Source organism: Aminipila butyrica (assembly GCF_010669305.1).
GTDB classification, from domain to species: Bacteria; Bacillota; Clostridia; order Peptostreptococcales; family Anaerovoracaceae; genus Aminipila; species Aminipila butyrica.
Map to the genome: position 1 here is coordinate 1,133,220 of NZ_CP048649.1, position 17,389 is coordinate 1,150,608.

The 17,389-nt window shown below is 47.7% G+C and carries 11 protein-coding genes and 1 pseudogene; 10 read left to right on the plus strand and 2 right to left on the minus strand.

From position 1 onward, the window contains the following. The first annotated feature begins 1 nt into the window (after position 1). On the plus strand, positions 2–1,603 hold the full coding sequence (locus Ami103574_RS05540; RefSeq protein ID WP_163065681.1) for a M20/M25/M40 family metallo-hydrolase: 1,602 nt from the start codon (positions 2–4) through the stop codon (positions 1,601–1,603). Between the two features lie 389 nt (positions 1,604–1,992). Here Ami103574_RS05540 and Ami103574_RS05545 read toward each other — a convergent pair whose 3' ends face one another. After that, positions 1,993–3,738 carry an ABC transporter ATP-binding protein gene (locus tag Ami103574_RS05545; RefSeq protein ID WP_163065682.1) on the minus strand — a complete coding sequence of 582 codons (1,746 nt, stop codon included), beginning with the start codon at positions 3,736–3,738 and terminating at the stop codon, positions 1,993–1,995. Further along, positions 3,725–5,470 (minus strand): ABC transporter ATP-binding protein, encoded by a 1,746-nt coding sequence (locus tag Ami103574_RS05550; protein WP_163065683.1) that lies wholly within the window; start codon positions 5,468–5,470, stop codon positions 3,725–3,727. The genes Ami103574_RS05545 and Ami103574_RS05550 overlap by 14 nt, the downstream gene beginning before the upstream one ends. A 167-nt stretch (positions 5,471–5,637) precedes the next feature. Here Ami103574_RS05550 and Ami103574_RS05555 point away from each other — a divergent pair, with 167 nt between their 5' ends. From Ami103574_RS05555 to Ami103574_RS05595, 9 genes and pseudogenes are all read left to right on the plus strand, one after another. Then, complete coding sequence (locus tag Ami103574_RS05555; protein WP_163065684.1) at positions 5,638–6,075, plus strand: MarR family winged helix-turn-helix transcriptional regulator; 438 nt, start codon at positions 5,638–5,640, stop codon at positions 6,073–6,075. Between the two features lie 34 nt (positions 6,076–6,109). Continuing rightward, entirely contained in the window at positions 6,110–7,141 is a 1,032-nt protein-coding gene (locus tag Ami103574_RS05560; RefSeq protein ID WP_163065685.1) for an epoxyqueuosine reductase, read from the plus strand. Positions 7,142–7,262: 121 nt separating this feature from the next. Beyond that, positions 7,263–8,066, plus strand: a complete 804-nt coding sequence (locus Ami103574_RS05565) for an epoxyqueuosine reductase (RefSeq protein WP_163065686.1) — start codon at positions 7,263–7,265, stop codon at positions 8,064–8,066. A gap of 184 nt (positions 8,067–8,250) precedes the next feature. Continuing rightward, positions 8,251–8,415: a DUF255 domain-containing protein gene (locus tag Ami103574_RS16050; protein WP_163065687.1), complete on the plus strand. Its 165-nt coding sequence runs from the start codon at positions 8,251–8,253 to the stop codon at positions 8,413–8,415. Positions 8,416–8,444: 29 nt separating this feature from the next. Then, positions 8,445–10,265: pseudogene (locus Ami103574_RS05575) on the plus strand (thioredoxin domain-containing protein); the annotation flags it as partial. Between the two features lie 160 nt (positions 10,266–10,425). Beyond that, positions 10,426–11,544: a stalk domain-containing protein gene (locus Ami103574_RS05580; RefSeq protein WP_163065689.1), complete on the plus strand. Its 1,119-nt coding sequence runs from the start codon at positions 10,426–10,428 to the stop codon at positions 11,542–11,544. 199 nt (positions 11,545–11,743) lie between these two features. After that, entirely contained in the window at positions 11,744–13,042 is a 1,299-nt protein-coding gene (locus tag Ami103574_RS05585) for a sensor histidine kinase (RefSeq protein WP_163065690.1), read from the plus strand. After that, the gene (locus Ami103574_RS05590; RefSeq protein WP_163065691.1) at positions 13,029–13,703 is read left to right on the plus strand and encodes a response regulator transcription factor; all 675 of its coding nucleotides are present in this window, start codon (positions 13,029–13,031) and stop codon (positions 13,701–13,703) included. Before Ami103574_RS05585 ends, Ami103574_RS05590 begins: the two co-directional genes overlap by 14 nt. A 373-nt stretch (positions 13,704–14,076) precedes the next feature. Further along, complete coding sequence (locus tag Ami103574_RS05595; protein ID WP_163065692.1) at positions 14,077–17,382, plus strand: S-layer homology domain-containing protein; 3,306 nt, start codon at positions 14,077–14,079, stop codon at positions 17,380–17,382. The last annotated feature ends 7 nt before the right edge of the window (positions 17,383–17,389 follow it).

Below are 17,389 nucleotides of genomic sequence, written 5' to 3' on the forward strand. Positions count from 1 at the left end.
TATGAGTAATATTCAGGAATTACTTTATAAATTGGTATCGGTACAGAGTGATACGGGCACCGCCTTGGAGGTGGGCATGGCTGAATACATTTTTGCCCTCATAAAAGAGCAGAAATATTTTCAGGAGCATCCAGAGCTCTGTGGTATGTATCACGGAAAGGATTTCTTAGAACGGCCAGTGGTGTGGGCTCTGAGAAGAGGACGGAGCCAGAAGACCATTGTTCTCACCGGACATTACGATGCCGTGGGGCTAGAGCCCTATGGAACCTTAAAGGCCTACGCGTTAAAGCCTGAGGAATTGAAAGAAAGATTGAAGGAATTGGATTTGCCAGAGGAAATAAAGGCAGATTTGGAAAGCAGCCAATGGCATTTTGGCCGGGGCATTAATGATATGAAGGCTGGTATTGCCATCAATCTAGATGCGGTGGCGGCCATCGATCAGGCAGAGGCAAATATTCTCTTTATGGCGGTTCACGATGAAGAAAATTTATCAGCAGGCATGAGGCAGGGCGCTACCTTGCTAGTAGAGTTGGCTCAAAGATATCATTTGGATTATCGGCTCATGGTCATTACAGAGCCACACAGTCGAACAGAGGCTGACCGCTTCAAATTTTTTACCGGCACAGTGGGCAAAATCATGCCGTTGGTGGTAGCGAAAGGAAAAACCGCACATATTAGTGATGTCATGAAAGGGCTGAATGCTGCGGTTATTACGTCAGAAATTATAACAGAGCTGGAACTGAACCCCAAGCTTTGTTCCTCAGACCTAGGGATGACTACCACGCCGCCTACTATACTTTATGCCAGGGACTTGAAAGGGACTTATGATGTTTCCGTGCCGGAATACAGCGCCTTTTACCTAAATTTCTCTTTTTTAAAGAGCAAGACGGCAGAGCATATTCTGGGGGAAGTCAAGGCTGCCGCGCAAAAGTCTTTTCAGAAGGTTATTGAAAAATATCAGAGTGCTGAAAAATACCTGCGAAAAGAGGGGAGTTCAGAAGCTGGTGAAGCACAAGCTTTTCTTCCTTTGGTCTACACCTTTGAAGAACTTCAGGATGCAGCGAGCAAGAACAATGCTCGTTATGAAGAGGAACGGGACCGGCTGTACGAAGAGATTTTGGCACAGCTTCAGGTTAAGGTTCTTACCGTTCAAGAGGCAGGCATCCAAATTGTAAAAGAGATCATTCAGCTGTCTCTGATAACGGAGCCCCTGGTGGTGGTAGGCTTTATTCCTCCTTACTATCCGCCAGCCAGCAACAGCTACCTGCCGCAGAACAGTGACATCTTTGAAGACCGTTTGGAAGCTGTGTTGGCAGAAACTTATGGGTTGAAGCTGGATAAGGAAGCTTACTTTATGGGTATAAGTGATGGCAGCTATACGTCCTGCACCGATCGGGGAGGAGAGGAAAAAGTTATGGCCAGCATGGTTACCTCTGAGGACATGTATCATATCCCCTTTGAGCAGCTGGAAAAGCTCTCAATACCGTTTTTAGTCCTGGGCCCATGGGGCAAGGACTATCATACCATCAGTGAACGAGTCTACATGCCGGATGTGGAAAAGACGGTGCCAGAACTAATTCGAACCCTGGTGGAGATGATATAATCAACAAAAAAGCACCTCAGAAAAGGGGTGCTTTTTGTGTATGCGTATGATAAAATACAGGCAGGTGCTATCCAAAAATTGGTAGGCGGTCAGCCCTCTGCGGAGGGGGTGATGCATATGTCCACAGCGGAAACAATAGCTTTTACAGCTTTACTTGTCAATGTTGTTCTTGTTACATATACGGTCACAAAAAAGAAATAAACCGCCGAGCCTGAGAAACTTGCGGTTTATTTAAACTTGCGATTATTCTGGGCTGACCGACTGCGGGCAGCACCTTTTCTTTATATATATTATCACATCAACAAAAAGATGTCAAATATGAGTCCACCCAAGGTACGAAGTAGCTTGTTGGCGGAGTGAGGCAAGCAAGACAAGAGGGCTTGCTTTTTTTAGGCGGAAAATTGGCTGTTGTAAAGCTGGGCATAAAACCCTTGCTGCTTTAGCAGCTCTTCATGCCTGCCCTGCTCGATAATATTGCCTTCCTGCATGACCAGAATGACATCGGCTTCTCGAATAGTGGACAGGCGATGGGCGACAATGAAGCTCGTTCGTCCTTCCATCAGCCAAGCAAAGGCATTTTGAATTTTCAGCTCCGTGCGTGTATCGATAGAGGAGGTGGCTTCATCCAAAATTAACATAGGTGGTTGGCACAGCATCACACGAGCGATGCAGAGCAGCTGTTTCTGACCTTGAGATAGGCCGCCGCCATCTTGACCGATGAGAGTATCGTAGCCTTGGGGCAGGCGTTTGATGAAGCTGTGAGCGTGAGCGGTCTTCGCCGCGTTTACAATCTCCTGGTCGGTAGCCTGAGGCTTGCCCATGGCGATATTTTCCCGGATTGTGCCGGAGCGCAGCCAAGTATCCTGGAGGACCATACCGTAGCTGCTGCGCAGGCTCTGGCGGGTAACTTCACGGATATCTTTTCCCTCCACTTGTATGCTGCCGCTGTCCACGTCGTAGAAGCGCATCAGCAGGTTGATGATGGTGGTCTTTCCGCAGCCCGTGGGACCTACGATGGCAATTCGCTGGCCCGGTGCAACCGACAAGTTGAAATTTTCAATAAGCCTTTTAGTTGGTGTATAAGAAAAGGCCACTTGATTTAAGGTTACATTTCCCTGGACCGTCTCTAAAGAAACGGCAGAAGCCGAATCTGGTGTTTGAGGTTCTTCCTCAATAATCTCAAACACTCGAGCCGCACAGGCCAAGGCATTTTGGAGCTCGGTAATGACCCCGGAAATTTCGTTAAAAGGTTTGGTATATTGGCTGGCATAGCTTAAAAAGCAAGCTAGCTGGCCTACGGTGAAGACGCCTCCCATGCCAATACAGCTTAAGGCTCCTACTAGGCCTACGCCGGCGTAGACCATGCTGTTAATAAAACGGGTGGCTGGATTGGTGATAGAGGAGAAAAACGTTGCTTTCTGGTAATATTCTGCCAGGCGCTCATTGATTTCATCAAACTGGTGTAGGTTTTCTTCTTGGTGGGAGAATGCCTGCACCACCTTTTGGTGCTGAATCATTTCATCAATCAGCGAAGTCTGTTGCCCCCGAGTTTCCGATTGCAGTTGGAACATGTAATATGTTTTACGGGCAATAAAACGGGCCACCAGCAGAGAGATGGGCGTCAGCAGAACTACAACCCACGCAATTCGCCAGTTGATGGAAAACATGAACAGCAGGGTGCCTAAAATCGTGATTACTCCTGTAAATAATTGGGTGAATCCCAGCAAAAGACCGTCTGCAAACTGATCTACATCGGCGATAACTCGGCTGACGATTTCCCCATGAGCGTGGGCATCTAAATATTTCAGCGGCAAGCTTTCAATTTTTTCAAAAGCTTCTCCTCGCACGTCGCGGATAACTTGAAAGGTAATGCGGTTATTGATAATGTTCATCAGCCACTGTAAGATTGCGCCTGCGCCTACAGAGATCAGGATAAGGGGCAACAGGCGGTAGATTGCGGGAAAGTCCACCTGACCTGGACCTAGAATCAAGTCAATGCAGCGACCTACTAAAATTGGTACATATAGAGACAGGCCCACGGTGATGGTAGCAAAAAGGATGGAAGCAGCCAGCAGCAGGCGGTAACGCTTTAAGCGGTACAAAATTTTCTGACTGGTTTTTTTAGGCTTGTTCATCTAAAGCATCCTCCTTTTTGAACTGAGATTGATAGATTTCTTGGTAGATATCGCAGGTTTTCATCAACTGGTCATTTGTGCCGATGCCGGCAATCTGACCGTCGTCCAGCACGATAATTTTGTCACAGTGTTGGATGGAAGAGGTTCGCTGGGAGACAATCAGCACCGTAGGGCGTGGGTCTAAGGCGGCGATGGCTTTGCGCAAGGCGGCATCGGTGGCAAAATCCAAGGCGGAAGCACTGTCATCCAGAATCAGAATTTGAGGTTGGCGCACTAAGGCTCTGGCGATGGTCAGCCGTTGTCTTTGGCCGCCAGAAAGGTTTTTACCATCTTGATGAATCAAGTAGTCGAGGCCGCCTTTCCCGTTGACCACCTCTTCGGCTTGAGCCGTGGTCAGGGCCTGGAATATTTCTTGATCTGTCGCATCTTTTTTTCCCCATTTCAGATTTTCTCGAATGGTACCTTTAAATAGCACTGCCTTTTGGGGCACCATGCCGATTTTCTGTCTTAGGTTCTCTAAAGGATATTCTTTTACATTTATACCGTCCACCAGAACTTCCCCTTCTGTGACGTCGTAGAATCGGGGAATCAGGTGAACCAGGGAGGATTTGCCGGAACCGGTGCCCCCGATGATGCCTACTGTTTCTCCCTGACCAATGGTAAAATCCATATGAGACAGGGCACAATCACCTGTCTGACTGTAGCATAGCTGCACTCGGCGAAATTCGATGGCAGGAGGGCGGGAGACAATCTTACTGCTCTTAGCTGAATCCGAAACCACTTGCAAGCTGGAGGATACTTGAAAGACATCCTGAATCCGGTTCCCGCAGGCGATAGATTTATTGACCGTAATAATTAAATTGGCGAGCTTAATCAGCTCCGTCAGAATCTGTGACATGTAGTTGTATAGGGCGACCACAGCACCTTGGGTCAGCAGACCTGTACTTACCTGCACTGCGCCAGTCCAAATCAGCCAGACAACCGCCAGATTAATAACAATATACGTTAATGGATTCATCAGGGCGGCAATACGTCCGACATATTTTTGCACCTGAGTCAGCTGCTGGTTTGATTCCTGAAACGTTTGAAGCTCCTCCTGCTCCAGGCAAAATGCCCGGATGACTCGAACTCCGGTGAGATTTTCTCTGGTCAAGAGCAATACCTGATCTAGCTTGCCCTGGACCTTCTTGTACAGGGGGATGCACCAGCTCATGATGATGAAGACCACAGCAGATAGTAATAGGATGGCTGTTACGAAGATTAGAGCTACCCGAAAATCGATTGTAAAAGCCATAATCATGGAACCGAAGACAATGAAGGGAGATCGGAGCAGCAAGCGCAGAGTCATATTGACTCCCGATTGGACCTGATTCATGTCACTGGTCATGCGGGTAATTAGAGTAGAGGTACCCAACTGATCAATTTCGGCATAGGATAAGCCTTGAATGTGATCAAAAAGACCATGGCGCAGTTCCTTCCCGAAGCCGGCAGCCGCTTTGGCCGCATAATACTGGGCGATAAGGGAACTGGCCAGACCGGCTATTCCCAGTCCCACTAAGATTAGGCACATGCGCAGGATATAGGGAACATCGGCCAAGAGAATACCTTGATCGATGATTTTGGCGATAATCAGCGGAACAAGCAGTTCAAAAGCAGCCTCCAGCAGCTTGAACAGGGGACCTAGTAAGCTTTCCTTTTTATAGTTTCTCAAATATATCAATAATTTCTTCAAAATTAGCCTCCTAAAATAGATATTCCTTTATTAAGTATACCATGCAACCGCCTATAAAAAACACGTCTAACCATAAAAAATGAAATGAATGGTTGACAAGAGCACAAAAAAATCATAAACTCAAAATAGTGTATATACACTAAAAAGCTGAAAGGTATAATAAAAAAATGAATAAACAACAGCAAAGAAAGACCTCTTCTCCTTGCAACTGCTTAAATATACGTAGGGCATCCCATACCTTGACGGAGGTATATGATGAATTTCTAGATCCCTGTGGCCTAACTGTCAGCCAGTTTTCCTTGCTCCGGCATGTAAACTTCTTAGGGCCTATCAGTGTAAGTGCATTGTCTAATGTCATGCGGCTAGACCGGACAACCTTGGTGCGCAATCTAAAGCCGTTGGAAAAAATAGGGCTGGTGGAAGATCGGTCAACAGAAGGGTCCCGAAACAGGCAGCTTGCGCTATCGCCAAAAGGGCAAAAGGCCTGTGGACAGGCAGAAGTTCTCTGGCAGAAGGCCCAGTGCTTTACAGAAGAATACTTGGGCAAAGAAAACTTACAGCTTTTTACGGAGCTTTTAATTAAAATAGAATCCTTGAGGCCGTAAAGAGATTAGGAAAAGCAATGGAAGGAAAGTAGAAATGAAAAGAAAAAATATAGTCAAAAGCATACAAGAAAAAGCCTATCAGCTGGGATATGAGAAATGCGGCATCATTCCCCTTGATCGAATGGATGGTTTTGAGGAAAAGTTTGCAGAACGCATAGAGAAGATTCCCGCCTCTCAGCCTTTTTATGAGAACCAGCGCCGGCTGCTTGAATTTCGGGAAAAATACCCTTGGGCCAAGTCGGTGATTGTGCTTAATCTGCCCTTCAACCATTACAGGGTACCAGAGAGCTTAACTCATCGTGTCGCCAGATCTTACCTTTTTGACAACCGCATGAATCCCCAGTCAGCAGAATATCAAAGCAGCATGGCCATGGGAGAATACTTGCAGTCCTTGGGTCTTCGGGTAGACTGCAATCGGAATTTTGGAGCGGTGGGCATGAGATGGGCTGCTATGGAAGCTGGTGTGGGACTGGTACGCAAAAATAATTTTCTCTATACGGAATCAGGGTCTTGGGTGCATCTGGAGGGATTCCTCATTGATCAGGAATTGGAACTCATTGAAAAGACAGATATTCCAGTCTGTCCCCCAGGTTGTTCCAGGTGTGTGGAGGCCTGTCCGACCAGAGCGCTTCAGGGACCTTATCTGCTTCAACCGATGGCTTGCATTTCCTTTCTGACTACCTTTGGCGGGCGAAGTTTGACAGACCAGACCATCTGGAAGCAGTTTGGTTCTTGTATATACGGATGCGATATTTGTCAGGAAGTCTGTCCAATGAACAAAGGCAAGGCGCAGGGAACAACCGATTTTCCGGGCTTGACAGAACTGGAGCCCCTGCTTAATCCAGCGTACATTTTGGCCATGACGGAAAAAGAATACCAAGAGAAGATTCAGCCTAAATTTTTTTATTTAAGGCCAGATGAGCTATGGAAGTGGCAGGTAAACGTTTTGTGGTTTATGGTCAACAATGGAGTGGAAAAATATAAAGAAGTGCTTGTGGCAGCTTGCAGTCATGAACAGGAAAAAGTACGAGCGCTGGCTCAGGCCATGTGCGGAGAATTCTTTTAAGACAGCGGTGCTTGTGGTAAAATGTTTTTAACAGAACTGGGCGTACCAGCCATGAAATTACAGCAGCCTGCGGGTGACACACCGTCGTCATACAGCTGGAGGAAGAAAGCCAGGATAAGATATGAAAGAAAAAATCACGCACATGATACAAGACTTTGTTCAGTCCCACGGGGAACGGGATGAGATTCGTACTAAATGGGGGGAGCCGCTGGTGGGTTTTGCAGCTGCGGATCATGCCTACGTGCTTCGGCTTAAAGAGGTAGTGGCAGAGCACCACCGGATGCCCAAGGATGTACTGCCAGATGCCTCTATCGTGGTGTCTTACTTTGTCCCTTTCACCAGAGAATTAGCCAAAACCAATCAAACCTTGGGAGCACTTGCCTCACAAGAATGGGCCTTGGCATATGAAGAGACAAATGCTATGTTCATACAGTTAAATCGATACCTCATAGAGGAGATGGAAAAGATTGGATATAAGGCGGGGACTTCGCCAGAAGCCCTTACTTTTGATCAAGAACAGCTGAAAAGCAACTGGTCACAGCGTCATTTTGCCCGAGCGGCAGGTCTGGGAACCTTTGGCATTAACAACATGCTCATTACAAAGAAAGGCTGCTGCGGTCGGTATAATTCCGTGGTCACTAACTTGGATGTGGCACCGGACCAGCCGTTAGAAGAGGACTATTGCCTGTATAAGAAGAATGGTGGCTGCAAAGTCTGTCTGACCCACTGTCCGACCCAGGCCCTTACAGTGGAAAGCTTCAATCGATACAAATGCCATGAGGTGCTGAAAGAAAATGCCCGCAAGTACAATCAATTCGGCAGTTCCTATACGGACGAGACAGGAACGCTTTCCAACAGCTTGGGCAGTGAGGTCTGCGGTAAATGTGTGGTGGGGCTGCCTTGCTCCTTTTTTAAGCTGATATAAATTCTGCTGCCCTTGAAAGAGATACTTTTACCGTATCTCTTTTGTATTTTAGCGTATACTATGAAGGTGGTTTCATAAAACATAAATCCAACCACGATTAAAAAGCCTCTCCATGGTGAGAGGCTTTAATATTTTATACTTTTCAATAAAAAGTAAATTTTAAACAGAAAGGTGGTGTTGCCCAATGACAAATAGTACAAATGTACCCAATAGATTGAAAAATGAAACCTCCCCATACCTGCTGCAGCATGCGTATAATCCAGTAAACTGGTATCCATGGTGTCCGGAAGCCTTTGACAAGGCCAGGAAAGAAGATAAACCGATTTTTCTCTCTATTGGGTACAGCTGACCTATGGTTGACATAGGACTTGTCATTGGTGTCATGTGATGGCACACGAAAGTTTTGAAGACCAGCAGACCGCGGAAGTGTTAAATGAACACTTTGTTTCCATCAAAGTGGACAAGGAGGAGCGGCCCGACATCGACAGCATCTATATGGCTGTCTGCCAGGCCTTTACGGGAAGCGGAGGATGGCCGACCAGCATTTTTATGACCTGGGAGCAAAAACCATTCTTTGCAGGAACTTATTTTCCGAAGGAATCTAACTATGGCAAGATGAGCTTTAAGAATCTGCTTCAGGCCATGCTTCGGTATTGGCGGGAAGATCGGGAGAAGCTGCTGTCTGTATCTCAGGAGATGGTAGAGCACCTCCGGGGACGAAATCAACTATTTCAAGGTGAATCTGCGGACGAGAAGCTGCCGGAGCAGGCAGTGCGTCTGTTTGCACGGGGATTTGACCGGGAGAATGGAGGCTTTGGATCGGCGCCTAAGTTTCCGATGCCACACAATCTACTGTTTTTAATGAGCTATTATGAGAAAGACCCTAACGCAGAGATTTTGCCAATGGTGGAGAAGACGTTACTTCACATGTACAAAGGAGGCCTATTCGATCACGTGGGGTACGGGTTTTCCCGGTATTCTACGGATGCACGCTTTCTAGTACCCCATTTTGAGAAGATGCTCTACGACAATGCCTTGCTGCTCATGAGCTACAGGGCCGCCTTTGAACTGACGGGAAAATCTGTTTACCGGCAGGTGGCAGAGAAGACGGCAGCCTATGTGCTCCGAGAGCTGACCAGCCCAGAAGGTGGATTTTACTGCGCCCAGGATGCGGACAGTCAAGGGGTAGAAGGGAAATTTTACCTAATAGATTACAGCGAAATCACTCGTCTGTTGGGGCAGGAGACGGGAGCGGCGTTTAACAGATATTACGGGATTTCTCTCGAAGGCAATTTTGAAGGCAGCAATATACCGAACCTATTGGAAAATGATCAGATGGATGAACGTTTCCTGAATCATCTCCCTCAGGTATATGAGTACAGAAAGTCCCGGCTGCCCTTGCATTTGGACGATAAGATATTGACCTCCTGGAATGGTCTGATGATAGGAGCGCTGGCCGGGCTTTATCGAGCTACAGGGGCCATAAAATATTTGCAAGCGGCTGAAAAGGCGTATGCTTTTGTTGAGGAAAACCTGCGAGAGGGCGATACCCTTTATGTCAGTTGGCGGCAAGGCGCTCGTTCAGCTAAAGGATTTTTGGACGATTATGCTTTTTATGTTTTTGCTCTTTTGGAACTGTATGAAGCCACTTGGAATGAGGTCTATTTGGATCAGGCAGAGCGGTTGTGCCACAAAGCGGTGTCAGACTTTTGGGATCAGGAACAAGGGGGATTTTTCCTGTATGGAAAGGAGAATCAGCAGCTGATCGCCGTACCGAAGGAAACTTATGACGGAGCCATTCCCAGTGGCAATTCCGTCATGGCCTATAATCTGGTGGAGTTATCCCGCATGAGGGAGAAGGCCCTATTGGCGGAAACGGCTGAAAAACAGCTAGCCTTTCTTTCTGCAGCGGCTAAGGAATATCCAGCGGGTTACAGCTTTTTCCTGCTGGCATTGCTGCGATATCTGGAGCCTCCAGCGGAGGTGGTCTGTGTGCTGGCCCAGCCTTCGGATCGAGGGGACTTGGCGGTTCTGCGAAATCGTCTAAGACATGTGCGGGTTCGGATTCTCGGAGAGCAGACGGAAGAATACCGACTGTTGAATGGCAGAATGACCTTCTATGTGTGCAAGAATCACAGCTGTCTGCCACCGTCTAATGATCTGGAGGCGGTATTGGGAGCAGAGATTGAAAGGTGCTGATTGTCTGCTCATCAGGGCAGATGCCTGATTTTCAGTTCAGACCAGGCTGGATAAACGGAGCCTCCAGATATTGGATAACAGTTTTCAGGTCCCCGACAATGTGATATACTGGAGCAAACAGTAAGCCGCAATAGAAGTCGTAATAAAGGGAGTAAGTTAGATGAGAAAACAGATTTTAGGGGGAGTGCTGGCACTGTGCCTGCTGGTTGCAAGTCCGGTATGGGCTGCTGAGAAGCCAGCGCTGGGGTTTCAGGTAAACGGAACCAGTGCAGTTTTCACGGAGGAGACCGGGCTGCCCTACCTCAGTGAAAGTGGCCGGGCGATGATGCCTCTGCGAGCCTGCCTGTCAGCGATCGGCTGCAAGGTGGATTGGAATCAGGAGAAGCAGACCGCCATATTGGATAAACATTCGCTTCAAGTTCAGGTGCCCGTCGGTGAGGCTTTCCTCTATGTAAATGGCCGAAAGGTGGCGACGGACAGCCCGGCAGCTTTGAAGAATGGTCGGGTCTATGTGCCGCTGCGAGTAGTGTTGGAAGCCTTTGGCTACGGCGTGGATTGGGACAATCAATCGGGCACCGTCCAGGCTACAGAGCTGACAGCTTTCAATATAAATGGAGGGACTACCGGTATCTTTTCCAGACAACAGTTGAATTTTGACGGCTTTGATGGTATAGAAGGGGATGTAACACTGCCATATGTGACGATTGGGGAAAAGGGTGATTGTCCTTATGTGTATTTCGGCCTGGACTGGGCCAACGATTTGGGCAACTTGGAGGGGGGCTTTCAATTTATAGAAGACTCTTCTCATGAGGCCTACAACAAATGGACGGTGTTTATGCGGCAGGGAAATTCCTGGCTGAGCGGAAATCAAGTATATCTGGATCAAGGATCTCGCCATCATTTGAAGCTGTACGCCCAGCAGGGAACTGGCGGCCAGATGGAAGTGGTGTTGGAGTTAGACGGTGCACCGGTAATCCGCAAGGTATCTGAGCGGTCAGACTTTCAGCAGGCAGGGATTAAGGCTGTGTTGTCCATAGCTATGTCGAAAGTGTTCGATGGCAGCAACTGCCCCTCGTCCTTTACGGGCGCTAGGCTGGACAATGTGCAGGTATCTAGAATAGGAGAAGAAATCTATCGGCCACTGACCGACTATCCGCAGTATTACAGGTGGAATCGGACCAGCGGAGCTTCAGGTATGTGGCTGGGAACGGTAGATTGTGTGCCGAACTATATACACTACCTGCCAGATGGCAGCTTGTCTATTTACAAAGGGGAATAAACAGCCATAAATGATTAGATGCTAATCGCTCTGGACTGTAAAAAAGCTTCGGCAGCCGCCGGAGCTTTTTTGTCCTGCTGGGGGTTTTCTCCTAGTAGTTTCGTCTAAAATTATCATAAGAAGTTCTTGCTTGTATGTTATAATAAATGCCAGATTAAGATTTTGTGTCTTGAGCAGAGTGAAAGGAATGAACCTACATATGAGAAATCGACGAATACAATTTATCAGCAGATATTTTGGCCATGACCTTGATTTTCGTGTCCGGCTGTTTAATGTATTGGCCATGGGCGGGACCGTCATCAGCTTTGCTATGGTACTTGTGGGGATTGCAATTGATGCGGGGATGGGAAACATTGGTGGAAACTTTATTTCGGTCATCCTATCCTATGGGCTGCTTCGTTATTCTCAGCGTACTGGTCGATACCAGCTCTGTTATTTTATTACTATCATCGCTATCTTTATGGTGCTATTCCCGGTTTTGTTTTTCACAGCAGGGGGCTATCACAGCGGAATGTCCAGCTTCTTTGTTTTTGCAGTGGCTTTTACTATTCTAATGTTGGAGGGGAAAAGAGCCATTGCCGTGTCTTTTGCAGAAGTTATCCTGTACCTTTCTATTTGTATCATCGCTTTTCGCCATCCCGAATTGGTCAACCCATGGGAGCGGGAGCAAGACTTGCTCACCGATGTGATTGTGGGCTTCGTATCAGTCAGTGTTGTATTGGGCACCATGCTCTACTTCCACTTTAAACTCTACAACGAGCAGCAAAAGCAGCTTGCCGAGCAAAACATCTTGCTGAGCCAACTTAACCGAATGAAAACGGAGCTGTTTGCCAACATCTCCCATGAGCTAAAAACGCCGCTGACTGTTATCTCCGTACATGCCCAACGGGCCGAGGCGCTTTTAGAGTTGGGACGGGATGGGGACCTGGAGAAGATTCATGAATCCCATGCTTTGGTATATGATGAAGCAATGCGACTTTCCCGCTTGGTAGATAGCACCTTGAGATTGGCGTTTCTGCAGGAAGCTGGTGAACGAAAAACGACACAGGATATTTGTAGTATCCTCCGGACTACGGCGGAGGCCTATCGAAGCTTGCTGGAGAAAAAAGGGAACACCCTTTTGCTTTCCTTGCCGGAGACGCCTCTTCTGGTGTATGGGCATGCTGATCAGCTGGTGCAACTTATTTCCAATCTGCTCAGCAATGCTGGAGCTCACACGAAACAGGGGCATATACACATAAGTGCGGAGCAGCAAGATGAAGAGATTGTTTTTCATATCACCGATACCGGCACGGGCATTGCGCTCGAGCTTCTCTCCCGAATATTTGAGCGAGGCATAACAGACGGAGGTGGCAGCGGACTTGGTCTGTCGATTTGCCTACAGATTGCCCATGATCACTGTGGTGAGATTATGATTGACAGCGTACAGGGAGAGGGAACTCGAGTCAAGGTCAAATTACCGCTATACAGGGAGGAGGGTTCTTATGCCGAAAGCTAGACTACTGCTCATTGAGGATAATCCCCGGATTCAGCTTGCCAATAAGGATATGTTGGAGCTGTTGGGTTATCAGGTGGCCATTGCCATGAACCTTGCCGAAGCAAGGATGAGCCTTTCTAAACAGGTACCGGATGTGGTGGTGCTGGATATTATGCTGCCCGATGGAAGTGGACTGGACTTTCTGAGAGAATTGCGCCAGTACACGGATCTCCCCATATTAATGCTAACGGCACTGGGGACAACCGAGGATACCGTGCGGGGCCTTTCCCTTGGTGCGGATGATTATCTTGCCAAGCCCTATGACTATCGTGTGTTGGCCGCACGAGTAGAGGCCTTACTGCGTCGGGCGGGGAAGGTCCCCGAGACACTGACGAAAGGTGCGCTTCAATTTGATCTGTTGGCAAATCAGGTGTTTTTGAACGGTAAAGACTTGCTGCTGACAAAGAAAGAGTTTGCGGTTCTGCTTTTCTTGGTGAAGAATGAAGGACGCGCGTTTTCCTCAAAGCACCTGTATGAAACGGTGTGGAAACAGTCGATGGTGGGAGATGATGGTGCCGTTAAGAATACCGTTTACCGCCTGCGCAAAAAGCTGGGGGCGTTTTTCTCCATTCAATATGATACAAATGAGGAAGGGTACATCTTTGAATCGTTTTCAGATTAATGGCGCGTCAAGCGCCGTTTTTTGTACCTGCCGGTCACATTTTTGCGACTGAATTCCATTTTCTTATTGACAAATGGTAAAATATAGCCATGAATTCACGTGAGCGCCCATACGGGCGCTTTCGGCATTTTTATTAAAAAATATTTGCTATAAGCGGGAGGAGGAAATGATATTGAAAGACGGGGATTTTAATGGCAGGATTTTTCATCTTGCCGACATAGCAGAAAACGAAGTCAACTGAGGCGGTAACTCAAAAAAAATACGTTTGTGTAACCGGCATCATCGGGGACAAATTAATACCATAATAAAAAGGAGGAACAAAAATGACTTTAATCCATCAATTTGCAAATGAGAAAAAGGAGGGGCGGATTCAATGAAAAAAATAGCAAGTAAAATACTGGCGCTGCTGATTGCCGTGTGTCTGCTGCCAGGGATGCTGCCTGTGACAGCCCATGCAGGCATTACCATTGGAGTATCCAACCTTGATTTCGGCACGGTGGCAGAGGGATACCGGCAACCTGATGCGAGAGAAGCTTCCATAGAATTTTATGGCGTTGAGGGAAGTTATACAGGTATCAGTGCAAGCCTTGAAAAAGGAAATGATTCAAACTTTATAATAACCGAGGGATTATCTTCCGACACGGTTGATAGTACTAACAACAAGCTGACCTTTCGTGCTCAGCCCAAAGGGAATCTCCTTGCCGGCCTCTATACTGAGCAAGTGATTGTTACGGGCAGCGATGCGCTTAGTGTGAATATTTCTTTAACCTTTGAAGTATGTGACTCAGCCAGCTTCGGCGCCAGCATCGCCCCAAACTCTCATACCTTTCCGGAGCAAGACTACTCCTATTTCAACCCAGCGGTGGAACAAATATTCACCTTAACCAATACCGGCTCAGTACGTCTTAGCGGGTTGAAAGCAACGCTGGAAAGAGGTGAAGCTTTTGAAATCGAGACGGCCCTATCTTCTCAGGAGCTTACTAAGAAGGGGGATAGCGCAACGGTCAAGGTGCAGTCTAAATCCCATCTACTTCCGGGAATCTATACCGATACCCTTCAAATTAGCGGCGACAACGGCGAGGTGGACACCGTTGACCTCCATTTTACGATAACCCCCGGGGCACCAGCCATTATTACACCGCCGAGTAATCAAAATGTAGCAGCCGGAGGGAGCGTAACATTCACGGTAGACGCTGTCGGAGATCCGGAACCGACTTACACGTGGTCTTACTCTTTGGACGGGTATGCTTGGTACTACATCCAAGCAAGCAGCATTTATTCTTTTGTGGGAGACAATCTCCAGCTTCAAAATATCCCGGCTGCTTACAACGGATGTCAATACAAAGTTGATATCAATAACAGTAAGGGTGGCGTTTCTACCAATCCTGTCACCCTGACCGTGACAGGCAGCAGTGCCCCAGGGAATGTTATCATTGAAGACAACAGCAGCTTACCACAATACAGTTCCTGCGCAGGAAACGGTTTTGGCCCACAGGGAAATATCACTACCTACCGTGAAGCAACTTACGGCACGGCTTCCGGCAATACCCTTACTATAAAATCAGGTAATTTTACCTCAGATTGGGTGTCTTTTTACGGCGGATATACCGAAAGAACGGCTGAGGATGCGGAAAACAATCAGGTCTTTGTCAATGGCGGAAACTTTGCAGGAGCGCCTCAAAGCATTTTGGGAGGACGAAGCAAAAATAACTCCAAAAACAATACGGTTACCTTAAATAATTTTACGGGAATTCTTGATAGTGCATGTGGCAGCGGCCTTAGTTCCAGCGGAGACGCTACAGGCAATAAGGTTGTTATCGCCAGCGATTCCGGCAGCATCAATCAAGTTGTCGGGGGGTATGCAATGAATGACGCTGTCGGTAACACGGTGGAGATAAAGAGCGATGGCATCAAAATCGCGAGGTACCTCTGCGGTGGGCAATCATCCTTTGGTAATGCCACAAACAACACGGTGAGCATATCCGGCCATGGGGATTTAAGCACGGCTTTGCTGAACGGTGGCTATTCAGAGCTCTCAACGGATGCCTTTACAGGCAATACGCTGAACCTGAACGTGTCCGGTCAGCAGGTCAAGGGGTTAGGCGGCTTTGAATATTATAACTTTAAACTGCCGTCCACTATTTCCAGCGGCGGCACCATGCTTACCGTAACGGAAGGGGATGGAAAATATTCCACGCCCGGACCGGTGGATATCGAAAATACAAAAATCGGTATCAGTCTTGATGGGCAGCCGTCCCTTTCCAAAGGGGATAAAGTTGTATTGGTGGATTCCAGTGCAAAAGGATTGACCGGCACACCTACCACCACATCGGTGACCGCATCAAAGTATACCTTTGCGCTTTCGGTTGAAGGCGGCAAGCTAGTGGCGACAGTGACCGATGTTTCTTCTTCCGGAGGTAAAGGCTCCGGCGGTTCTTCTTCCGGAAAAACGACGACCACACCTACAACAGATACGCAGTCTGGTCAATCGGTGACCGCAACGGCTTCTGTAACCGCGACGGCGGGAACAAATGGTTCTGCCAGTGCATCTGTCTCTGCCAAAACCATCACAGATGTTATTGCAAAGGCTCAGGCCGATGCAAAAGCCCAAGGAAAGACGGATAGCGACATCAAGCTGGCTATCACACTGAACAATCCGGCGAGCACCAAATCACTTGACATTTTGCTCTCTCAGCCGATATTCAAACAACTAACCGATTCAAAGGTGCAGCAGCTCGAATTAAACGGTCAGCTTCTATCGATGAATTTTAATTCGAAAGCGCTGAATCAGATTCAGTCACAAAGCTCCGGTGATGTGACGGTCGCCATCCATCCGGTAACCGTTCAAGGTGTTCGCAATGCCTATGATATCACGCTGAACAGCGTCAAGGATGGCAAAGCCCAGCTGATTAGCAATCTTGGCAAAGGCAGCGTCACGCTCTCCATTCCTTACACCCCGGCAGCAAACGAAAACACTGGTCGCCTGTACGCCGTTTATGTAGATGAAAACGGCAAACTCACCCGTATCGACGACTCGGCTTACGATACAAAGAGCAAGAGCATGATTTTCAGTACTAATCATTTTTCCGTGTATGGGATAGCCTATGACTCTTCTTTTACAGATACCAGCAGCCATTGGGCAAAGGGAAGCATTGATTATGTGGTAAACCGCGGTCTATTCAGCGGTCTGGCAGATGGCACTTTCCGGCCAGATGCTGCCATCACCAGAGGGGATTTCGTTACTGCCCTCGGTAGACTCTCTGCTGTAAACATAAGTGATTACACAAAGAGCAGCTTCACCGATGTCAAGGTAGATGCATACTATCGCCCTTACGTTGAATGGGCATATAAAAACGGCATCATTCAAGGCATCAGCAGCAGTGAATTTGCACCGAATCGCGCAATTACCCGGCAGGAAATTGCCGCCGTTTTGAATAACTATACCAAGGTTATCGGTTATAAGCTGCCAGAGGCAAGTGCGGCTGTCTCCTTTACAGATGACAGCAATATAAGTCCTGTCTTTAAAGAGGCGGTGACAGCGATGCAACAGGCAGGTATCTTAAAGGGGGATCAGAACAATCGCTTCAATCCTAAAGCAAGTGCTACTCGCGGTGAAGTCAGTACCCTGTTTCAACGATACATTCCACTGACTGTTGATTCCAAAACGACTCAAAACTAGCATCCAA